The organism is Achromobacter sp. UBA4530, assembly GCF_002388205.1.
GTDB classification, from domain to species: Bacteria; Pseudomonadota; Gammaproteobacteria; order Burkholderiales; family Burkholderiaceae_B; genus Achromobacter; species Achromobacter animicus.
In genome coordinates this window covers 61,910-81,980 of the sequence record NZ_DGMA01000002.1, presented here as the reverse complement: position 1 = coordinate 81,980, position 20,071 = coordinate 61,910, and the positions used below count along the sequence as shown (strand labels likewise).

The window sequence follows — 20,071 nt, the reverse complement described above, 5'->3', positions numbered from 1 at the left end:
CCGGCGGTGACTCGCCGGGCAGCGGCAACGTGCCCGGCGCCGGCCAGAACCGCGTCATCGGAAACGACGCAACGTCGCCGCCAAAAGAAAAGCCCGCCTGCATGATGCAGGCGGGCTTTTTTGCGGTCGGCGAATCGCTTACTTGCCTTGCGCGGCCAGCGCCAGCGCGGCGGCGTTGACGACGGCGGCGATACGGCCGGCATCGCGCAGCTGTTCGGTCGACAGGCCGTCGTTCTTAAGGTTTTCATAATGCGAGGCCACGCAGAAGTGGCACTTGCCGATGATGGAGGCCACGAGGGCGAACAGCTCGAAGCGCTTCTTGTCCACGCCGCCATGGGTGGCGTAGGCATTCATGCGCAGCTGGGCCGGCAGGCTTTTGAGCTGGGCGTCGCCGGTCATCTCCACGTAGGGATACCAGGTGTTGTTCATGCCCATGAGGGCGGAAGCGGTCAGGGCGGCGTTCGCGTCGCCTTCGGACAGGCCGCTCTTGAAGGCTTCAACCAGCACCGGGCTGCGCGCGGCATAGGCGGCGGACAGGGCGGCGCCCACGGCGTCTTCGGGAGCCAGCGTCGAGCGGGCGATCACGGCGTCCAGATTCAGGCGGATGTCCTTGGCCCAATCCGGCAGCTGTTCCTTAATGGTCGTAAGAAATTCCATAGTTTTTACCTATAATCTAGCGCAGTTAAAGCCCGGCGCGGGCCCCTGCAGGGCAGGGTCCGGACCGGGCTGGAAATTACAGCGTGGCGCCGCCAACCGTACGGTTGCACGGGCACAGTTCGTCGGTTTGCAGACCGTCGAGCAGACGCAGAACTTCTTCCGGGTTACGGCCGACGTTCAGGTTGTTCACCGAAACGTGCTGGATCGTGTTGTCCGGGTCAACGATGAAGGTGGCGCGCAGCGCAACGCCAGCACCCTTTTCACGCACGCCCAGTTGGTCGATCAGGGCGCCGGTGGTGTCGCCGAATTGGTAGTGACCCAGCTTGTTCAGGTCCGGGTGCTCACGGCGCCAGGCCAGCTTGACGAATTCGTTGTCGGTCGAACCGCCCAGCAGGACGGCGTCGCGGTCTTCGAAATCCTTGGCCAGCTTGTTGAAGCCGACGATTTCGGTCGGGCACACAAACGTGAAGTCTTTCGGGTAGAAGTAGATCACCTTCCACTTGCCGGGGAACGAGCTTTCGGTGATGTCTTCGAACGCCGACACGCCGTTTTCTTCGTGCTGATTGAAGCCGGGCTTGACGCCGGTGACCTTGAAGGGTTCGAGTTTGTCGCCAACAGTTTTCATGTTTACTCCCGTAGTTGTTGGGTGGAGATGAGGCCAAGCCTCAAAACCATAAATTCTACGCTATGGATTATCGTTGTCTAATTGATAATTCCTAAACTTGGCTTTGGGCAGCTCTATCCTCGCGGTCAGTCCGCCGCCCTCTCGGGGCAGCATTCGGAGCGACCCGCCGACGTGTTTGAGCAGGCGTTCGACGATGGCCAGTCCCAGTCCCGCGCCGCTGACGCCGGTGCGCGCCGCCTCGCCGCGGGAGAACGGGCGAAGCAGGCGATCCACGTCTTCGGGTGCGATGCCGGGGCCGCGATCGGAGACCTCGATGACGATCATGCTGCCTTCGGCCTGCAGTGTCATGTTCAGGTGCGCCATGCCGTCATCGGGTGAGCGGCCGTAGCGGCGCGCGTTCTCGATCAGGTTGCTGACGATACGCTTCAGGTCCAGCGCGGTGATGCGGGCGCGCAGGCCAGGTTCCAGCGCGGCGTCCAGCTCGCCGCCCAGCGAGGCGGTGTGGCTGCGTTCGCGTTCGTACAGTTCGGCCAGCACGGCGGAAATGTCGGTGGCGAGCTGCGGCAGGGTGCCGGCGGGACGGGCGTACTCCATGAGCTGCCCGATGCTGTGGTCGATCTGGCCCAGGTCTTCGTCGATGGCCTGCCGCGCGTCTTCCGACACGCCGCTCAGCTCGATTTCCAGACGCATCCGGGCAAGTGGCGTGCGCAGGTCATGTGAGATGCCCGCCAGCATGAGCTCGCGGTCGGCCTCCGCCTGGCGTAAGTCCTTGGCCATGCGGTTGAACGACGCGTTCAGATCGCGGATCTCGAGCGGGCCTTGTTCGGGCAGGGCCGCGGGCGTTTCGCCGCGCGACAGCACCTGGGCGGCCCGCGCCAACCTGGATAGCGGCCGGTTGACGAAGCCCACGCTGACCGCCGCGCCGACCAATGACAGCAGCAGCGCCGTCGCGCCCCAGCCCAGCCACTCGATTCCGCCTGTAAGACCGATCTGCTCACGCTCGAACACCAGCCAATACAGATCTTTTTCTATCTGGAAACTGACCCAGAAGCCAGGTACCTGGTTCACGCCCCAGGCAATCTGCGTTTCCGGGCCAAAACGCGTGCGGATATGCTGCGCCACACGCTGCCAGTAGTCGTCGTCGGGGAGGGCTTCGGCGAAGTCGGTGACCTCGCGCGGATAGACCTGGATGCCTTCGTTGGTGGCCAGGTCGAGGAGGAGCTTGCTGCGTTCGCCGTTATGCGAATAGATCAGCGCGGTGCGCGTGATATTGACGGCCGTGATCACCCGCTGCGCCATTTGATTGGCGCGCGGTCCCAGCTCCATGCTGAAAAATACTTGAAGCCACGCGCCCAGGCTGACCAGCATCAGCGCGGCGAGCAAAAGGAACGTGCGGCCGAACAAGCCGAGCCGCAAACGGGATGTCAGGTTCCTGAATGTTCTGCGCAAGCGCGGCACGACGCTGCGCTCCTGCACCGGGCGGGCCAGCCGATCAGCTACCACCGTCCGGAACGAACACGTACCCCAGACCCCAGACGGTCTGGATGAATACGGGCTTGGACGGGTTCGGCTCGATCAGCTTGCGCAGACGCGAGATCTGGACGTCGAGGCTGCGATCGAAGGCTTCGTATTCGCGGCCGCGGGCCAGTTCCATGAGCTTGTCGCGCGACAGGGGAATCTTCGGATGGCGCGCAAAGACCTTGAGCACCGAGAATTCACCCGTGGTGATGGGCACCTGTTCGCCGTTGCGCGTGAGCGTGCGGGTGGACAGATTCAGCACGTAGGGGCCGAAGGCGATGGACTCGTTTTCCTGGCTGGGCGCGCCGGGGTGTTCCTCGGTGCCGCGGCGGCGCAGAATCGCATTGATGCGCGCCAGCAGTTCGCGAGGATTGAACGGCTTGGACAGGTAATCGTCCGCGCCCATCTCAAGGCCGACGATGCGGTCGATTTCTTCCGCCTTGGCCGTGAGCATGATGATGGGGGTATTGTCGTGGCCACCGCGCAGCCGGCGGCAGATGGACAGGCCATCTTCGCCGGGCAGCATCAGGTCCAGCACGAGCAGGTCAAAATGCTCTCGTTGCCAGAGTTTGCCCATCTCTTTCGCGTCTTCGGCAACGAAAACGTTGAAACCCTGTTCGGACAAGTACCGGCGAAGCAGATCGCGCAAGCGCGGATCGTCGTCAACGACGAGGATTTTTCGGGTGGGGGTGGTGTTTTGCGTATTCATGGCCGGAAATGTAACAGTGACAAGAACCGGGGGCTAGAGGGCGTTCACAAGATATTACACATTGCGATCCCTGGTTGAAATCCCCCTTACACACGGGGGTAACAGCGGCTTATTTCGTACAATCTGCATCTATGGAACTAAACCTGCTGGCACTGGAAACTTCGTCGTCACGTTGTGGCGTGGCCCTTTTACGGGCGGTCGACGGCCGTCTGGAGATCAGCGTCCGCGAACACGAAGGATCCCAGGAACACGCTGAGCGCCTACTGCCTATGGCCGATGCGCTGCTCGCCGAGGCCGGCATCACGCCGTCCGGGTTGCATGCCGTGGCGTTCGGGCAGGGGCCCGGCGGCTTCACCGGGCTGCGCGTGGCATGCGGCGTCGCGCAGGGCATGGCCCTGGGGCTGGGGATCCCGGTGTTGCCTATTGTTTCGCACCAGGCCGTGGCGGCCGACGTCGATGGCACCCCCGCCGACGCTGTCGTCGTGGCCCTGGACGCCCGCATGAACGAGGTCTATCTGGCAGTCTACCGCCGCGGCGACGCCGCGGGCGAGGAATCTGTCTGGGAAACGCTTCAAGCTCCGATGCTGATTGCCGCCGCCGAGGTCGTGCCCTGGACGGCGCACCATCTGCCCAACTGGTCGGCCCGCGCCGGGCAGCCGCTGACGCCGCTACTGGCTGGCGATGCCTGGGAAGCCTATGCCGCCGACATGGCCGCGCCCGCCGAATGGCGCCGGGCCACCGAAGCCCAGCGGCCGCAGGCCGCCAGCGTGGCGCGGCTTGCCCGCCAGGGCTGGCTGCGCGGCGAAACCCTGGCGCCCGAGCTGGCCGCGCCGCTCTATGTGCGCGACAAGGTGGCGTTCACCACCGCCGAGCGCCTGCGCGGCGAGGGCGGCAATCCCAAGGCGCAGCCGTCGCTTGCCGCGCCGGTCCCGCAGCCCATGACGGATGCCGATCTGGACGAGGTCGTGGCGCTGGAGGCGCAAGTGCAGGCCTTCCCCTGGACCCGCGGAAACTTCGCGGACGCGCTGGCGTCGGGCTATGGCGCCTGGACGTTGCGGCGGGAGGGCAAGCTGGCGGGATTCTGCATTCTGATGTTTGCGCCGGACGTGGCGCATCTGCTGGTGATCGCGGTGGCCCAAGACCTGCATCGGCAGGGACTGGGCGGCGTGATGCTCGACTGGTGCGAGCAGCAGGCGCGCGAACGCGGCCTCGAAGGCCTGCTCCTGGAAGTGCGGCCGTCCAACACGTCCGCCATCAGTTTCTATAAGGGCCACGGCTATCTGCAGATCGGCATGCGCCGGGCCTACTACCCAGCCGAGAAGGGCGGTCGCGAGGACGCCATCGTCATGCAGAAACGCTTCGGCGAACCCGACGGAGCACCGGCATGAGCCCGATGGACGCCGCGCCGCGCCCGGCGCCGCCCCGCATCAACCCGTTGCAGCGCATCTGGTTGCGCGAGCTTGGCATGGAGCGGCTATGGCTGCGCACGCCGCCTGCCGTGCCGGTGGCCAAGGCGGGTTCCGTGGCGTCTGGAGCCACTCCCGGCCAGACGCCGGCTGCCGCGTCTCCTGGCGGTCCGAGTACCGCACCACATTCCCCCATTGTTGCGCCGACTCCCGTCGAAGCGCGGCTCGATGCCCCGACAGCTGCTCCGGTGGCCGACGCCGCGCCGGTCGCCGCGCCCGCCGTTGCGCGCACTGCCCCGGCAGAGCCGGCTTCTGGCCGCGCATCGGCTATTCCGGCTTCGATCCTGAACCGCACCGGCCCCCCGCCGCGTCCCGCGCCGAAGGTCGAGGTCCAGGAAGAGGCGCCGCCGCCCATTCCGGTGGCCGAGGCCGTCAAGGATGCCAATCTGGAGCAGTTGGCGGCGCAGGTCGTGGCGTGCGCCGCGTGCGGCCTGTGCAAGGGACGCCGTCACGCGGTGGTCGGGCAGGGCGCCCAGCCCACCCGCTGGCTCGTCGTGGGCGAAGCGCCGGGCGAACAGGAAGACCGCCAGGGCCAGCCTTTCGTGGGACGGTCCGGCCAGTTGCTGGACGCCATGCTGGCCGCGGTGGGCATGAGCCGCGAGCGCGATGTTTTCATCACCAATGTCATCAAGTGCCGTCCCCCGGGCAACCGCAATCCCAAGCCCGAGGAAATCGCGGCCTGCAGCCCGTACCTGATGCGGCAGATTGCGTTGCTGAAACCCGAGCGCATCCTGGTGCTGGGCCGGTTCGCGGCGCAGACGCTGCTGGGCACCGACGCCACCATCGGCAACCTGCGTGGCCGCGTCCATCATCTGAAGACGGACGAAGGCGTGCAGATCCCGGTCATCGTGAGCTACCACCCCGCCTACCTGCTGCGCAGCCCGTCCGAGAAGGCGCGCGCCTGGCAGGACCTGAAGCTGGCCGCCCGCGAGCTATAGCGCGCAGGGGTCAAAGAAAAACCGGGCAATTGCCCGGTTTTTTGTTGCTGCATCAAGCACTTGGCGCGTTTGTCCTAGTGCGTCGAATCCAGCGCGCGGCCGTGGCCTTCCTGGCCGATCTGGTCATGCAGGTCGGGGTTGGCCTGCATGTTGCGCTTGCTCCAGCGCATGAACACCACCATCAGCACGGCCACCACGGTGCCGAAGATGACGATGATCACGTTGATCGGCAGTTCCAGCCACAGCAGCAGCGTGTACATGGCCACCATGAGCAGGATGTTGAGCTGTTCGTTGAAGTTCTGCACGGCGATCGAATGGCCGGCCGACAGAAGGACGTGACCGCGGTGCTGGAGCAGGGCGTTCATGGGCACCACGAAGAAACCGGCCAGGCCGCCCGTCAGCAGCAGGAGAAGATAGACGCTCCAGGGCTGGTAGACCAGCGGCATCAGCAGCACGACGAGACCCATCATGGCGCCGACCGGCAGCACGGCAAGCGCGCGGCGCAGCGGAATGCGCCCGGCCAGGATCGACCCCACCACCGTGCCCAGCGCGGCCACGCCCATCAGCATCGACGCCTTGTCGAGCTGGTAACCCAGATGGCTGCGGCCCCATTCGATGACGATCAGCTGCAGCGTGGCGCCGGCGCCCCAGAAGAGCGTGGTGACAGCGAGGGAAATCTGGCCCAGCTTGTCCTTCCACAGCACGCAGACGTAGCCCCAGAACGTGCGGATCAGGCGAACGGGGTTCTTCTGCTGCGGCGGATAGCGCACGTGCGTGCGCGGAATCATCAGGTTGCACAGCGCGGCCAGCAGGTACACGAAGGCGATGACCAGGATGGCTGCTTCGGCCGGCGTGTGGACCAGGCTGCCTATGAAGGAGTGGCTGAGCAGGGCGGTGGACACCGACGAGGAAATCAGGAGGCCGCCCAGAACCGTGCCCAGGATGATGGAGAAGACGGTCAGGCCCTCGATCCAGCTATTGCCCTTGACCAGCATGGTCGGCGGCAGCATTTCCGTCACGATGCCGTACTTGGCGGGGGAGTAGGCGGCGGCGCCGATGCCCACCACGCCGTAGGCGGCGCAGACCAGCCAGGTTTGATATTCGGGGGCGACGCCAATGCTGGCGTACGAGAACATCAGCAGACAGCCCGCCACCTTCAGGGCATTGGTGGAAAACATCACGCGGCCCTTGGGGTAGGAGTCCGCGATGGCGCCGACGAATGCGGCCAGCACGACATAGGCCAACGCGAACGACCACTTCATCATGGGGGCCAGCCAGTCAGGGCCGTGCAACTCCTGAATCAAGGCGATCGCTGCGATGAACAACGCGTTGTCCGCCAATGACGAGAAGGCCTGCGCCGCCATGACCAGATAGAAACCACGTTTCAAGAATGTCCCCGTTCTTCGGCCAGAGCCTGGCCAGTCCGCGTGAAAATTATGTGTCGTGCCAAAAAGTGTCAGGGAGTATAGCCGGAGCAATGCGGCCAGCCATTGCGCGTTTGCCCGCGGGTTGTCCGGCCCCAACGTCTGGGTAAAGACCGCCTGCGGTATCATACGACCCATATGAGAGCCGGCCCTTCTTGGGCCGGTTTGCAATCTGTGCGGCAGGTCCGTTAACGCCTTTCGTTCAACCCACCCCGTCGTCATCGTACTGTGCGCCTTACTCAGCTCAAACTCGCCGGCTTCAAGTCCTTCGTCGATCCCACCGTCATCCCCGTGCCCAGCCAGCTGGTCGGCGTGGTGGGGCCCAATGGCTGCGGCAAGTCGAACATCATCGACGCCGTGCGCTGGGTGCTGGGCGAGGCCAAGGCGTCGGAACTGCGCGGCGAGTCCATGCAGGACGTCATTTTCAACGGGTCGGGCAACCGCAAGCCGGCTGCCCGGGCGTCGGTCGAAATGGTGTTCGACAACAGCGAGGGGCGCGCCGCCGGCCAGTGGAGCACCTACGCCGAAATCGCGGTGCGCCGGGTCCTGACCCGGGACGGCACCAGCAGCTATTTCGTCAACAACCAGCAGGTCCGCCGCCGCGACATCCACGACATCTTCCTGGGCACCGGCCTGGGCGCCCGTGGCTACGCCATCATCGGGCAGGGCATGATCAACCGCCTGATCGAAGCCCGCCCTGAAGAACTGCGTGTCTTCCTGGAAGAGGCGGCCGGCGTGTCGCGCTACAAGGAACGCCGCCGCGAGACCGAAAACCGCCTGTCCGACACGCGCGAGAACCTGACCCGCGTCGAAGACATCCTGCGCGAACTGAACAGCCAGCTAGAAAAGCTGGAAGCCCAGGCCGAGGTGGCCACGCGCTACCGCGAGCTTCAGGCCGACGGCGAAAAGAAGCAGCATTCGCTGTGGTTCCTGAAGGAAACCGGGGCGCGCGAAGAACGCGCCAAGAAGACGCAGGAAATGGCGCAGGCCCAGAACGAACTGGAAGCCGCCATTGCCGGACTGCGCGCGGGCGAGGCCGCGCTGGAATCCCGGCGCCAGGCCCACTACGCCGCCAGCGACGCCGTCCACACCGCCCAGGGCGCGCTGTACGAGGCAAATGCCCAGGTCAGCCGCCTCGAAGCCGAGATCCGGCACGTGGTCGATTCCCGCAACCGCCTGCAGGCGCGCCGCGACCAGCTCCAGCAGCAGATCGCGGAATGGACCAGCCAGCGCGAACACTGCACCGAACAGATCGCCCAGGCCGAAGACGACCTGGCCGCCGCCGCCGCCCGCACCGAAGAGGCGCGCGCCACCGCTGAGGACGCCCAGGCCGGCCTGCCCTCAGTCGAGCAGCGCGTGCGCGAAGCCGCCGCCGGCCGCGACGAGATGCGCGCGGCGCTCGCCCGCGTCGAGCAGAACCTGGCGCTGGTCGCGCAGACGCAGCGCGACGCCGACCGGCAGATGCAGACCCTGGACCAGCGCCGCGAGCGCCTCCAGCAGGAACTGCGCGAACTGCACAGCCCCGATCCCGAGCGCCTGGAACAGTTGGCTGGCGACCGCGCCGCGGGCGAAGACCAGCTTGAAGCCGCCCAGGAAGAACTGGCCACCCTGGAAGGCCGTGTGCCAGAGGCCGACGCCGAGCGCAGCCGCGCTCAGGGCGCCGCCCAGACCGAAGCCCAGAACCTGGCCCGCCTGGAAGCCCGCCTGTCCGCGCTCGTGAAGCTGCAGGAAGACGTGCAGAAGCAGGGCGCGCTGGAACCGTGGCTGGCCAAGCACGAACTGGCTGGGCTGTCGCGCCTGTGGCAAAAGCTGCACGTCGAGCCGGGCTGGGAAACCGCCCTGGAATCGGCGCTGCGCGAACGCATGGCGTCGATGGAAGTGCGCAACCTGGACTGGGCGCGCGCCTTTGCCGACGACGCACCGCCCGCGCGGCTGGCGTTCTACCAATTGCCCGTCGCGGCGCCCGCGCCGACGGCGCCTGCCGGCTTCACGCCGCTGGCCAGCCTGCTGCGCATCACCGACCCCGACCTGCGCACGCTGCTCAACGAATGGCTGGCCGGCGTCTATACGGCCAATGACCTGACCCAGGCCCTGGCCTTGCGCGCGACCCTGCCCGCCGGCGCCGCCTGCGTGGTCAAGGCCGGTCACCTGATCGACGCGCACAGCGTGCGTTTCTACGCGCCCGATTCCGAACAGGCCGGCCTGCTGGCCCGCCAGCAGGAAATCGAAAACCTGCAACGCGAAATCAAGGCCCAGCAACTGATCGCCGACCAGGCCCGCGCCGCAGTCGCCCGCGCGGAAGCGGCGTGGCAGCAGGTGTCGCAGGCCATCTCCCCGGCGCGCACCCGCGTGGCCGAGGTCACGCGCCGCGTGCACGACATCCAGCTGGAACACTCGCGGCTGCAGCAACAGGCCGAACAGTCCGGCGAGCGCGCCTCGCGCCTGCGCCAGGACCTAGAAGAAATCAAGGCGCACGAGGAAGATCTGCGAGCCACCCGCGAAGAGGCCGAGGCCCGCTTCGAGGCGTTGGACGAAGAGCTGGCCGAGCATCAATCCAAGTTTGCCGACGCTGAAATGGATGGCGAGACGCTGGCGGCGCAAGCCGAGGCGGCCCGCACCCGCCTGCGCGAACTCGAACGCGCCGCCCAGGAAGCTGAATTCGCCGAACGCGGCATCCAGGTGCGCATCACCGACCTGCAACGCAACCAGCAACTGGCCGCCGACCAGAGCCAGCGCGGCGCGGTGGAACTTGAACAACTGATGGGCGACCTGACCGAGCTGGACGCATCCGCGTCGCAGGCCGGCCTGCAGGATGCCCTGGAAGCGCGCGCCGAACGCGAGGAAGCGCTGTCGCGCGCCCGCCAGGAACTCGAAAACCTGGCCGCGCTGCTGCGCGGCGCCGACGAAGACCGCCAGCAACAGGAGCAGACCCTGGAGCCGCGCCGCGCGCGCATCATGGAACTGCAACTGCAGGAGCAGGCCGCGCGCCTGGCCGAAGAGCAGTTCACCGAACAGCTCAATGCACGCGAAGTCGACCGCGAGGAACTCGCCCAGTTCCTGGCCAACCAGCCCGACGAATGGCGCCGCGCAAGCTGGCTGCAACAGGAAGTCGGCCGCATCTCGCGCCAGATCGAAGCGCTGGGTTCGGTCAACCTGGCCGCGCTCGACGAACTGAACACCTCGCGCGAACGCAAGGGCTTCCTCGATTCGCAGCACGCCGACCTGATGACCGCCATCGAGACCCTCGAAGACGCCATCCGCAAGATCGACCGCGAGACGCGCGAACTGCTGCAAGAGACGTTCAACATCGTCAACGGCCACTTCGGCGAGCTCTTCCCCAAGCTTTTTGGCGGGGGCGAAGCCAAGCTCAGCATGACGGGCGAGGAAATCCTCGATGCCGGCGTGCAGGTGATGGCGCAGCCGCCGGGCAAGCGCAACAGCACGATCCATCTGCTGTCGGGCGGCGAAAAGGCGCTGACCGCGACTGCGCTGGTGTTCGCGCTGTTCAAGCTGAACCCTGCGCCGTTCTGCCTGCTGGACGAGGTGGACGCGCCGCTGGACGACGCCAACACCGAACGTTACGCGAACCTGGTCGCCAACATGAGCGAGCAGACGCAGTTCCTCTTCATCTCGCACAACAAGATCGCGATGCAGATGGCAAAGCAATTGATCGGCGTAACCATGCAAGAGCAAGGGGTTTCGCGTATCGTTGCGGTAGACATAGATTCGGCCGTCCAGATGATGGCCTCCGAAGCGGCATAAACCCAATATTGAGAAAGGCGCCGCCTTCCAGGCGCGGGATTTACACATGAGTGATTTGCAGATCGGGCTGATTGCCCTGGGCGTCTTGCTGATACTGCTGGTGTTGGGATTCAACTGGTGGCAGGACCGTCGCGTCCGTCGCAAGATGCAGAGCCATTTCCCCACCTCCGAACAGGATCCGCTGCTGGGCGCGGGTGTGGCGGGCGCCAGCGCCGCCACCGCCGGTGCTTCCCGGCGCGAACCCGGCATGGGCGGCGACTCTGCGCGCGTCCAGCCCGGCCAGCCCGCGCCGGTGGATCCCGGCAGCGATGCCGACGACGCCGAAGAACCCGATCCCGCCTGCGAAGTGGTCATCGAAGTCAACTTCGCCGAGCCCGTGCGCGGCGCGGATCTGTTGCCGTACATGCAAAGCCTGCGCAACGTGGGCCGCAAGCCCATGCGCGTGTTCGCCGAAACCGACCAGCGCCGCCACCGCGCGCGCGTCCATGCCGGCGAGTCCTATGCGTCCATGCAGCTTGCCGTGCTGCTGGCCAACCGCAGCGGTCCGCTGACCGCGATCGAATGGTCGCAGGCCTGGGCCCGCGCCCAGGACATGGCCGAACGCTTCGACGCCACCATTGAAGGTCCCGACCAGCAGGCCGTGCTGGAGCAGGGCGCCCGCCTGGACGACACCTGCGCGGCTCTGGACACCCAGGTCGGCCTGACCCTGCTGCTCGGCTCGGCCCAGCCGGCGGCCGAAGTCATGGCCGTGGCGCGCGACGTGGGATTCGTCGCCGACGGCAACCGACTGGCCTGGCCTAACGAGAACGGCGTGGCCCGCTTCACGCTGGCCCGTGCGGACGGTGCTGCTTTCGATGCGGGCATGGGCGGCATCGAGCGCCTGTACCTGCTGCTGGACGTGCCTTGCAGCCCGGCCGACACCCGCGCGTTTGGCCGCATGGTCGACGTGGGCCGCGACCTGGCCTCGCGCCTGCGCGCTGAACTTGTCGACGATCAGGGCAAGCCCCTGGCCGACGGCTCCGAGACCGTCATCGACGAGCGCCTGCAGGTCCTGTTCGGCCAGCTTGAACAAGCGGGCCTGCCCGCCGGCAGCGAGCGCGCCCAGCGCGTGTTTGCCTGATGGCCAGCGGGTCCGGCGAAAATCCGGCGCAAGCCGCCGCGCGGCTGCGCGCCGAGATCGAGCAGCACAACGTCCGCTATTACGTCTACGACGAGCCCTCCGTCTCGGATGCCGAGTACGACGGGCTGATGCGGGATTTGCAGGCCCTGGAGGCCGAGCACCCGGAACTGGTGACACCCGAGTCCCCCACGCAACGCGTGGGCGCGGCGCCGGTGTCCGCGTTTGGCAGCGTGCGCCACGTGGTGCCGATGCTGTCGCTGAACAACGCGTTTTCCGAAGAAGAGGTTGCCGCATTCGACCGTCGTGTCACCGACACGCTGCGCGGTGCTGGCCTGCTGGGTCCGGCGCAGCAGCCGGACTACTTCTGTGAACTCAAGCTCGACGGCCTGGCGATCAGCCTGCGCTACGAGGACGGCCGCCTGGTGCAGGCCGCCACGCGGGGCGACGGCCAGACGGGCGAGGACGTCACGTCCAACATCCGCACGATCAAGGCGATTCCGCTGCAACTGAAGGGCGCGGCTCCGAAGGTGCTGGAGGTGCGCGGCGAGGTGCTGATGAATCGCGCCGACTTCGAAAAGCTGAATGCGGCGCAGGCCAAGCGCGACGAGAAGATTTTCGTGAACCCCCGCAATGCGGCGGCGGGCAGCCTGCGCCAGCTCGATCCGCGCATTACCGCCAAGCGGCCGCTGCGTTTCTTTGCCTACGGTTGGGGCGAGGTCCAGGGCCTGCCCGGTTCGCAAAGCGGGCTGTTCGACGAAGCCTCGGCCGGCGCGGACCAGGCCTCGCAATTGCCCGAAAAATCCCACGGCGCCATGCTGGAATGGCTGGCCTCGTTAGGGCTGCCGGTCAATGTCGTGCACAACCACCGGGCAAGCGGCGCCGAAGGCCTGATGGCGTTCTACGCCAAGGTCGGCGCCTTGCGCGCGAACCTGCCCTACGACATCGACGGCGTGGTCTACAAGGTGGACTCGCTGCCGGCGCAGAAGGTGCTGGGTTTCGTAGCGCGCGCGCCGCGCTTTGCATTGGCGCACAAGTTTGCCGCCGAAGAGGCCACCACGACGCTGGTGGACATCGAAGTGCAGGTGGGCCGCACGGGCGCCATCACCCCGGTCGCACGGCTCAAGCCGGTGTTCGTGGGCGGCGTCACCGTCACCAACGCCACGTTGCACAACGAAGACGAGATCCGCCGCAAGGACGTGCGCATCGGCGACACGGTCATCGTGCGGCGTGCGGGCGACGTGATTCCCGAGGTGCTGGGCCCGGTCCCGGAAAAGCGGCCCGAGGACGCACGCGAATTCGTCATGCCGACGGAATGCCCGGTCTGCGGATCGGCCATTGAACGCCTGGAAGGCGAAACCATCGCGCGCTGCACCGGGGGCCTTTTCTGCGGCGCCCAGCGCAAGCAGACGCTGTGGCATGCCGCCAGCCGCAAGGCGCTGGATATCGAAGGCCTGGGCGAAAAGCTCGTGGACCAGCTGGTGGACAGCGGCCGCGTCAAGACGCTGGCCGACCTGTACAGCCTGCGTCCGCTGGAACTCGTGGGCCTGGACCGCATGGGCCAGAAGTCCGCCGACAATCTGGTGGCCGCCATTGAGAAGGCGCGCTCGCCGAATCTGTCCCGCCTGCTGTTCGCGCTAGGGATCCGGCACGTGGGCGAGACCACGGCCCGCGACGTTGCACGGCACTTCGGCAGCATCGACGCCATCATGGATGCGGATGAAGACGCCTTGTCGTCGGTGCCCGACGTGGGGCCTGTCGTGGCCGCGTCGATCCGCCATTTCTTTGCCGAACAGCACAACCGCGACGTGATCGGGCAGCTCAAGGCGCAGGGCGTGAACCCGGTGGCCGAAGCCGCCCCGCAAGCCGACACGCTGGCCGGCAAGACCTTCGTGCTGACGGGCACGCTGCCGAACTGGACGCGCGAAGAGGCCTCGATGCACATCCAGGCGGCCGGCGGCAAGGTCAGCGGCTCGGTGTCCAAGAAGACCGCCTATCTGGTGGCGGGCGAGGATTCGGGCAGCAAGCTGACCAAGGCCCAGGAATTGGGCGTGCCGGTGCTGGACGAAGACGGGCTGAAGGCGCTGTTGGGCGTTTCCTAGTCAGGACGTTGCCGCGGTTGAACGAAGGGCTGCACGCCATCGGCGCGCAGCCCTTTTTGTTGCTGGCTTCGGACGGTGCCGGACTCCCGGTGAAGATCGTCTTCAGCCTGCGCGGCCGTCTAAAGGGGGCGGACACCTGAGCGCGTTGCCGAGCGCGCAAAAAAAAACTGCCCGCGTTCGGCGGGCAGTTTTCTGAGCGATGCGGGCCTTATTGAATCTTGGCCTTTTCGCGCAGTTGCTTCTGGTAGTCGGCCAGGGTTTGCTGGCGCAGCATTTCTTCCAGTTGCGGACGCACTTGATCCATCGGCGGGAATTCGACCGGACGGGTGTCGTCGACCATGATGATGTGCCAGCCGAATTGGGTCTGGACCGGCTTGTCGACCAGTTGGCCCTTCTTCAGTTGCGTCACGGCTTGCGCGAACGGCTGCACGTAGTTGGTCGGGGGAGCCCAACCCAGATCGCCACCCTTTTCGGCGCTGCCGGGGTCCTTGGAGTTCTTCTTGGCCAGTTCGTCGAACTTGCCCTTGTTCTTCTGCAACTGTGCCAGCAGGTCGTTCGCCTTCTTCTCGTCTTCGACGAGGATGTGGCGGACCTTGTATTCCATCTTGCCGGCCTGTTCCTTCTTGATCTTTTCGTATTCAGCGGTGACTTGGGCGTCGGTGACCGGGTGCTTGGCCAGGTAGTCGGCCATCAGCGCACGAACCAGGATGCCTTGGCGGGCCAGTTCGATTTCGGTCTGGACGTCAGCCTGCTTGGCGATGCCGCTGGATTCGGCGGCCTGCACGAAGATCTGACGGTTGATCATTTCCTGCTTGACCTGTTCGCGCAGTTGCGGCGAATCGGTGGCGCCTTGGCCGACCAGGAGCTTGACGAATTGATCCAGGCTCTTTTGCGGAATGGCTTTACCGTTGACGGTAGCCACGTTCTGCGCAAAAGCAGGCACGGCGATGACGCAGGCCGCAGCCAGCATGACGATGCGTTTCATGAATATCCTTTGACTTTCTATTTGGGAGCCTGGGCGTCAAGCGCAAGCGCATGAATCGGATAGGGGATCAAATCTTGCAAATGATGATACACCAGCCGGTGTCGCGCAACGGCGGAGAGCCCCGCAAAGCAAGGCGCTACGATGATTACGCGATAGTGGCCGGCGCCGTTTTTACTGCCTTCGTGGCCGGCATGCAAATGGGAGTCGTCCAGGATGTCCAGACTGACGGGTTCCAGGGCGGCAAGACGTTCCCGGATCAGGGCGATGCGGTCGGTGTTTTCTGACATGAGTTCAGGGCTTGCCGGGCGGCGTGGCGCCCGGATTGGCCGGCGTGTTTTCTTCGGTCTGGATGTGCTTGCCCAGCCACAGCGACTGGCCAATGACGAAGACGATCATCAGTCCCATCAGGCCGAAGGCCTTGAAACTGACCCACTGCGACTCGGTGAAGTGGCCCGAGAACGCGACGTACAGATTGAGCGCGCCGGCGATCAGGAAGAAGGCGGCCCAGATCAGGTTGAGCTTGTCCCACGCCGCATCCGGCAGCTGGATCTGCTTTTCCATCAGGCGGCGGATCAGGTTGCGCTTGAACAACAGGCGGGCAAAGACCAGCGCGCCGCCGAACATCCAGTACAGCACCGTGGGCTTCCATTTGATGAAGACGTCGCTGTGCAGCCAGATGGTCGCGCCGCCGAACACCAGGATGACCGTCAGGTTGATCCAGTGCATGGCTTCGGTGGGGCGGCCGGTGGCCTTTAGCCAGACGATCTGCGCCACGGCAGCCGCCATGGCGACGCCCGTGGCCGTGAAGATGTCCGTGTACCTGTAGGCGATGAAGAACAGGAGCAGCGGAAAGAGGTCGAACAGGAACTTCTTCATCAGTCTTCTAGGGGCTCAAACGTCATCGACAGGGAATTGATGCAGTAGCGCAGTCCGGTGGGCTCGGGGCCGTCGGGAAAGACGTGGCCCAGGTGCGCGTCGCAGACGTTGCACAGGACTTCGGTGCGCACCATGCCGTGCGTGGTGTCGCGTTCTTCGCGGACGAGTTCGGGGTCCAGCGCCTGGAAGTAGCTGGGCCAGCCGCAGCCGGCGTCGAATTTGGTGTCGGATGCGAACAGCGCCGTGCCACAGCCGACGCAACGGTAGATGCCAGGGGTGAACGTATCCCAGTAGCGCCCGGTGAATGCGCGTTCGGTACCTTTTTGACGGGTGACCACGTATTCTTCGGGGGAAAGCTGGGCGCGCCATTCGGCGTCGGTTTTGCGTACTTTTTCCATATGAGCTCTTGGAGTCGCGATGCCCGAAATGGTTCGGGCATAATCCCGCCCCATGTTAATCGAGTTTGACCAGGCGGTAGTGTCGACGCCCCAGGCGGAAGTGTTGCGCGGGGTGAGCGTCACCCTGGCCGAACGCCGCATCGGCATCGTGGGCCCCAATGGCGCCGGCAAGAGCACGTTGGCGCGTCTGGTCAACGGCCTGGTGATGCCGTCTTCCGGCAGTGTGCACGTGGACGGGCTGGATACGCGCCAGGATCTGAAAGCCGTGCGTGCGCGCGTCGGCTTCGTGTTCCAGAACCCCGAAAACCAGATCGTCTTTCCCATCGTCCGCGAAGACCTGGCGTTTGGCCTGAAGCGCCTGGCGCCCGACCGCCAGCAGCGCGAGGCGCGCATCGACAGCCAACTGGCCCGCCTGGGCGTGGGCCACCTGGCCGACCGCAGCAGCCACACGCTGTCCGGCGGTGAGCGCCAGTTGGTGGCGCTGGCCGCCGTGCTGGTCATGGAGCCGGCCCTCATCGTCTTTGACGAACCCACCACCCAGCTCGACCTGCGCAACCGCAACCGGGTGCGCGCCGCCATCGATGGGCTGCCCCACGACGCCATCGTCGTCAGCCATGACCTGGAATTGCTCGAAGACTTCGACCGCGTGCTGGTCGTGCGCGACGGCGCGATCGCGGCCGACGACACGCCCGCCGCGGCGTTGCGCTGGTACCGGGAACACTGCGGATGATGGAGCCCCTGTACGTTGCGGGCAACACGCCGCTGCATCGGCTGCCAGCGTGGGTGAAACTGCTGGCGCTGATGGCGGCCGGCGCAGGTCTGTTCGTGCTGCGCGATCCGCTCTGGCTGGCGTTCGCCTTTGGCTTTTCGGTGGCGTTGGTCTGGTCCACGGGCGTCGCCGCCGCGGCTGTCTGGCGTCAGGTGCGCGGACTGCTCTGGGTGCTGCTGGCCGTCGCGCTCTTCACCGGCTGGTTTCAGGGGCCGCTTGAGGCGCTGGCGGTCGTGCTGCGCGTGGCGGCGATGGTGGGTCTGGCCCTGGCCGTCACGCTGGCGACCCGCACGTCGGACCTGATTGCCGTCTGCGAGCGGACATTGCGGCCGCTGGAACGCACCGGGCTGGTCGATGCCGAAAAGGTGGCGCTGGCGCTCGCGCTGACGCTGCGCTTCGTGCCCGAGATCTGGCGCAATTTCCAGGAGATCCGCGAGGCGCAGGCCGCGCGCGGGCTGGGGGCGAATCCGGTCGCGCTGATCGTGCCGCTGATCGTGCTGACGTTGAAGCGGGCCCAGGAAGTCTCTGAAGCGATCGACGCGCGCAGCGTCTGAAGGCCGCGCGCCCTGAACTCATTCAAAAGGGGAGACCATGAAATCGAACAATACGGTGCTGGTGGCGCTGTTTGCGGCGCTGATCGTCGTGCTCAGCCTGATGCCGCCCATTCCGATGCCCGGCATTCCGGTGCCCATCACCTTGCAGACGCTCGGCGTCATGCTGGCCGGCGCCATGCTTGGCCCCGTGCGCGGCGCGCTGGCGTGCCTGCTGTATCTGGCGCTCGCGGCGATCGGCCTGCCGGTGCTGCCGGGCGGGCGCGGCGGGCTGGGGGCGTTTTTTGGCCCGACCGGCGGGTTTCTCATCGGCATGGTGGCAGGCGCATTCGTGACGGGCTGGTTGGCGCGCCGCCTGGCCGCGCGCGGAACCGGCACGTGGGTGGGGCTGGCGGGGTATGTGGCGGCCTGCGTCGTTGGCGGCGTTGCGGTGGTGTATGCCTTCGGTGTGCCCTGGCTGTCGGCGGTGACGAAGATGGGCATGGCGAAGGCCGCCGGCGCGGTCGTGGTGTTCCTGCCGGGTGACCTCGTCAAGGCCGTGGTGGCGGCGTGGGTCGCTTCGCGCGTCGAGCGGGTGTGGCCCATGCTTGGCCGTTGATCACGGCGGGCCGCAGACCGTACGGCGAAAGACCCCAATCGCCCCAAGGGAATCCCCCAACATGACGCCTGCGACCCTTTCAAGTACAAGTTCGCCATTAACAAATGCGTTCGCCAAATCACGATTTACGTAGCACATCAGGGAATTACCGTAGTTGCGCTACGTCATCTGATACTGTTTTAACCATATAATATTTTTTTCTGTATAACTTTAAACAGGCTCGCTTCGCCTCGTTCGAGGCACATAAGAGCCAACCACAGGAGACAAAAACATGCGCAAGCACTTCGGCTTGTCCGCGGCCGCCGCCGCTGTAGCCCTGACTCTGCCGCTTCTGGCGAGCGCACAGGTCAAGGTTGGCGTGACGGTGTCCAGCACCGGCCCCGCCGCCTCGCTGGGCATCCCCGAGCGCAACACCGTGGCCTTGCTGCCCAAGGAAGTTGCCGGCCAGAAGATCGAATGGATCGTGCTGGACGACGCCACGGACACCACGCAGGCCGTCAAGAACTCGCGCAAGCTGGCTTCCGACGACAAGGTCGACGTGCTGATCGGCACGTCCATCACGCCGGGCTCGCTGGCAATGGTCGACGTGGCTGCCGAAGCCAAGGTGCCGATGATCAGCGTGGCCGCGAGCGCCAAGATCGTCGAACCCGTGGACGACAAGCGCCGCTGGGTCTTCAAGACCCCGCAGAACGACGCGCTGATGGCTGGCGCCCTGGCCGACGCGATGGCCAAGTCCAAGGTCAAGACGCTGGGCTTCATCGGCTTTGCCGACGCCTACGGCGACGGCTGGCTCGACGTGATGCAGAAGGCCGCCAAGGCCAAGGGCATCGAGATCGTCGCTATCGAAAAGTATGGCCGCACCGACACCAGCGTGACGGGCCAGGTGCTCAAGCTGGTCGGCGCCAAGCCCGACGCCATCCTGATCGCCGGCGCCGGCACCCCGTCCGCGCTGCCGCAAAAGGAACTGAAGGCCCGCAACTACGGCGGAACCATCTATCAAACCCACGGCGCCGCCAACAACGACGTGCTGCGCGTTTGCGGCAAGGACTGCAACGGCATGTACCTGCCGGCCGGCCCGCTGCTGGTCGCGGCGCAACTGCCCGACAGCAATCCGGTCAAGAAGTCGGCGCTGGCCTACGTGGAGACCTATGAGAAGGCCAACGGCGCCGGTTCGACCAACACGTTCGGCGGCCACATGTGGGATGCCGGCCAACTGGTCGTCGCCGCGCTGCCCGTGGCGCTGAAGTCGGGCGCCAAGCCCGGCACGCCTGAGTTCCGTGCCGCGATGCGCGATGCGCTGGAAGGCGTGAAGGACCTGGCCGTGTCGCAAGGCGTGTTCAACATGTCGCCTACGGACCACGCCGGCTTTGACGAGCGCTCGCGCGTCATCGTCAAGGTGGAAAACGGCAAGTGGGTCTACCAGCCCGATCTGTAAATCCCCTGGATCGCCCGAGCGCGGGCCGCCCGATGACGGGCGCCCGATCGCGCGGGGGGCGGCTCTCCGCCCGCCGCGCCGCGCCCGGCAGGACTTCGCACCGGCCTTTCCGGCCGGTGTGTCGTATCAGTGTTCCGGATG

At 65.9% G+C, this 20,071-nt stretch carries 18 protein-coding genes; 9 read left to right on the top strand and 9 right to left on the bottom strand.

Annotated features, from left to right (window positions below; translation table 11 throughout):
* Nucleotides 1–138 precede the first annotated feature (138 nt).
* The 4 genes from B2W22_RS00985 to ompR all read right to left on the bottom strand — a co-directional run bounded on the left by B2W22_RS00985 (nucleotide 139) and on the right by ompR (nucleotide 3,509).
* A complete protein-coding gene (locus tag B2W22_RS00985) occupies nucleotides 139–657 on the bottom strand; it encodes a carboxymuconolactone decarboxylase family protein (protein ID WP_013392160.1) in 519 nt (172 codons plus the stop codon).
* A gap of 76 nt (nucleotides 658–733) precedes the next feature.
* Nucleotides 734–1,282 (bottom strand): peroxiredoxin, encoded by a 549-nt coding sequence (locus tag B2W22_RS00980; RefSeq protein ID WP_006217982.1) that lies wholly within the window; start codon nucleotides 1,280–1,282, stop codon nucleotides 734–736.
* Between the two features lie 60 nt (nucleotides 1,283–1,342).
* Entirely contained in the window at nucleotides 1,343–2,770 is a 1,428-nt protein-coding gene (locus tag B2W22_RS00975) for an ATP-binding protein (protein WP_175123348.1), read from the bottom strand.
* Nucleotides 2,771–2,774: 4 nt separating this feature from the next.
* Complete coding sequence (gene ompR / locus B2W22_RS00970; RefSeq protein ID WP_003813882.1) at nucleotides 2,775–3,509, bottom strand: two-component system response regulator OmpR; 735 nt, start codon at nucleotides 3,507–3,509, stop codon at nucleotides 2,775–2,777.
* A 131-nt stretch (nucleotides 3,510–3,640) separates the two neighbouring features.
* Between ompR and tsaB the strand changes: the two genes are divergently transcribed.
* Nucleotides 3,641–4,897: a tRNA (adenosine(37)-N6)-threonylcarbamoyltransferase complex dimerization subunit type 1 TsaB gene (gene tsaB / locus B2W22_RS00965; protein ID WP_175123001.1), complete on the top strand. Its 1,257-nt coding sequence runs from the start codon at nucleotides 3,641–3,643 to the stop codon at nucleotides 4,895–4,897.
* A complete protein-coding gene (locus B2W22_RS00960) occupies nucleotides 4,894–5,913 on the top strand; it encodes a uracil-DNA glycosylase (RefSeq protein ID WP_175123000.1) in 1,020 nt (339 codons plus the stop codon). Before tsaB ends, B2W22_RS00960 begins: the two co-directional genes overlap by 4 nt.
* A 74-nt stretch (nucleotides 5,914–5,987) precedes the next feature.
* Here the strand turns inward: B2W22_RS00960 and lplT are convergent, their stop codons facing one another.
* Nucleotides 5,988–7,301 (bottom strand): lysophospholipid transporter LplT, encoded by a 1,314-nt coding sequence (gene lplT, locus B2W22_RS00955; protein WP_175137318.1) that lies wholly within the window; start codon nucleotides 7,299–7,301, stop codon nucleotides 5,988–5,990.
* Nucleotides 7,302–7,565: 264 nt separating this feature from the next.
* Between lplT and smc the strand changes: the two genes are divergently transcribed.
* Genes smc through ligA form a run of 3 tightly spaced genes read left to right on the top strand, consistent with a single transcriptional unit; the run spans nucleotide 7,566 to nucleotide 14,318 of the window.
* Nucleotides 7,566–11,099 carry a chromosome segregation protein SMC gene (gene smc, locus B2W22_RS00950; protein WP_175137319.1) on the top strand — a complete coding sequence of 1,178 codons (3,534 nt, stop codon included), beginning with the start codon at nucleotides 7,566–7,568 and terminating at the stop codon, nucleotides 11,097–11,099.
* 46 nt (nucleotides 11,100–11,145) lie between these two features.
* Nucleotides 11,146–12,219, top strand: a complete 1,074-nt coding sequence (locus tag B2W22_RS00945; protein WP_175122997.1) for a cell division protein ZipA C-terminal FtsZ-binding domain-containing protein — start codon at nucleotides 11,146–11,148, stop codon at nucleotides 12,217–12,219.
* Nucleotides 12,219–14,318 carry an NAD-dependent DNA ligase LigA gene (gene ligA, locus B2W22_RS00940; RefSeq protein ID WP_175122996.1) on the top strand — a complete coding sequence of 700 codons (2,100 nt, stop codon included), beginning with the start codon at nucleotides 12,219–12,221 and terminating at the stop codon, nucleotides 14,316–14,318. The genes B2W22_RS00945 and ligA overlap by 1 nt, the downstream gene beginning before the upstream one ends.
* A gap of 208 nt (nucleotides 14,319–14,526) precedes the next feature.
* Here the strand turns inward: ligA and B2W22_RS00935 are convergent, their stop codons facing one another.
* From B2W22_RS00935 to msrB, 4 genes are read right to left on the bottom strand one after another with little or no spacing between them, the layout of a single operon-like run.
* Nucleotides 14,527–15,303 (bottom strand): peptidylprolyl isomerase, encoded by a 777-nt coding sequence (locus tag B2W22_RS00935; RefSeq protein WP_175122995.1) that lies wholly within the window; start codon nucleotides 15,301–15,303, stop codon nucleotides 14,527–14,529.
* A gap of 17 nt (nucleotides 15,304–15,320) precedes the next feature.
* A complete protein-coding gene (locus B2W22_RS00930; RefSeq protein WP_175122994.1) occupies nucleotides 15,321–15,590 on the bottom strand; it encodes a BolA family protein in 270 nt (89 codons plus the stop codon).
* A gap of 4 nt (nucleotides 15,591–15,594) precedes the next feature.
* Nucleotides 15,595–16,179 carry a septation protein A gene (locus B2W22_RS00925; protein ID WP_175122993.1) on the bottom strand — a complete coding sequence of 195 codons (585 nt, stop codon included), beginning with the start codon at nucleotides 16,177–16,179 and terminating at the stop codon, nucleotides 15,595–15,597.
* Nucleotides 16,179–16,577 carry a peptide-methionine (R)-S-oxide reductase MsrB gene (gene msrB / locus B2W22_RS00920; RefSeq protein ID WP_056568221.1) on the bottom strand — a complete coding sequence of 133 codons (399 nt, stop codon included), beginning with the start codon at nucleotides 16,575–16,577 and terminating at the stop codon, nucleotides 16,179–16,181. The genes B2W22_RS00925 and msrB overlap by 1 nt, the downstream gene beginning before the upstream one ends.
* A gap of 52 nt (nucleotides 16,578–16,629) precedes the next feature.
* On the opposite strand from msrB, the gene B2W22_RS00915 reads away from it, so the two are divergent.
* The 4 genes from B2W22_RS00915 to B2W22_RS00900 all read left to right on the top strand — a co-directional run bounded on the left by B2W22_RS00915 (nucleotide 16,630) and on the right by B2W22_RS00900 (nucleotide 19,930).
* Nucleotides 16,630–17,307, top strand: coding sequence for an energy-coupling factor ABC transporter ATP-binding protein (locus B2W22_RS00915; RefSeq protein ID WP_286935923.1), 678 nt, complete (start codon nucleotides 16,630–16,632; stop codon nucleotides 17,305–17,307).
* Nucleotides 17,304–17,900 carry an energy-coupling factor transporter transmembrane component T family protein gene (locus B2W22_RS00910; RefSeq protein ID WP_175122991.1) on the top strand — a complete coding sequence of 199 codons (597 nt, stop codon included), beginning with the start codon at nucleotides 17,304–17,306 and terminating at the stop codon, nucleotides 17,898–17,900. Before B2W22_RS00915 ends, B2W22_RS00910 begins: the two co-directional genes overlap by 4 nt.
* Nucleotides 17,901–17,937: 37 nt before the next feature.
* Entirely contained in the window at nucleotides 17,938–18,495 is a 558-nt protein-coding gene (locus B2W22_RS00905) for a biotin transporter BioY (protein ID WP_175122990.1), read from the top strand.
* A gap of 271 nt (nucleotides 18,496–18,766) precedes the next feature.
* Entirely contained in the window at nucleotides 18,767–19,930 is a 1,164-nt protein-coding gene (locus tag B2W22_RS00900) for an ABC transporter substrate-binding protein (RefSeq protein WP_175122989.1), read from the top strand.
* The last annotated feature ends 141 nt before the right edge of the window (nucleotides 19,931–20,071 follow it).

Bases quoted from the DNA above. Each gene is read 5' to 3' on its own strand.
- B2W22_RS00935 (WP_175122995.1), bottom strand. From the start codon at position 15,303: ATGAAACGCATCGTCATGCTGGCTGCGGCCTGCGTCATCGCCGTGCCT.
- ompR (WP_003813882.1), bottom strand. From the start codon at position 3,509: ATGAATACGCAAAACACCACCCCCACCCGAAAAATCCTCGTCGTTGAC.
- B2W22_RS00900 (WP_175122989.1), top strand. From the start codon at position 18,767: ATGCGCAAGCACTTCGGCTTGTCCGCGGCCGCCGCCGCTGTAGCCCTG.
- B2W22_RS00960 (WP_175123000.1), top strand. From the start codon at position 4,894: ATGAGCCCGATGGACGCCGCGCCGCGCCCGGCGCCGCCCCGCATCAAC.
- B2W22_RS00945 (WP_175122997.1), top strand. From the start codon at position 11,146: ATGAGTGATTTGCAGATCGGGCTGATTGCCCTGGGCGTCTTGCTGATA.
- B2W22_RS00905 (WP_175122990.1), top strand. From the start codon at position 17,938: ATGAAATCGAACAATACGGTGCTGGTGGCGCTGTTTGCGGCGCTGATC.
- B2W22_RS00930 (WP_175122994.1), bottom strand. From the start codon at position 15,590: ATGTCAGAAAACACCGACCGCATCGCCCTGATCCGGGAACGTCTTGCC.
- B2W22_RS00910 (WP_175122991.1), top strand. From the start codon at position 17,304: ATGATGGAGCCCCTGTACGTTGCGGGCAACACGCCGCTGCATCGGCTG.
- B2W22_RS00980 (WP_006217982.1), bottom strand. From the start codon at position 1,282: ATGAAAACTGTTGGCGACAAACTCGAACCCTTCAAGGTCACCGGCGTC.
- B2W22_RS00925 (WP_175122993.1), bottom strand. From the start codon at position 16,179: ATGAAGAAGTTCCTGTTCGACCTCTTTCCGCTGCTCCTGTTCTTCATC.
- msrB (WP_056568221.1), bottom strand. From the start codon at position 16,577: ATGGAAAAAGTACGCAAAACCGACGCCGAATGGCGCGCCCAGCTTTCC.
- tsaB (WP_175123001.1), top strand. From the start codon at position 3,641: ATGGAACTAAACCTGCTGGCACTGGAAACTTCGTCGTCACGTTGTGGC.
- B2W22_RS00985 (WP_013392160.1), bottom strand. From the start codon at position 657: ATGGAATTTCTTACGACCATTAAGGAACAGCTGCCGGATTGGGCCAAG.
- ligA (WP_175122996.1), top strand. From the start codon at position 12,219: ATGGCCAGCGGGTCCGGCGAAAATCCGGCGCAAGCCGCCGCGCGGCTG.
- B2W22_RS00915 (WP_286935923.1), top strand. From the start codon at position 16,630: ATGTTAATCGAGTTTGACCAGGCGGTAGTGTCGACGCCCCAGGCGGAA.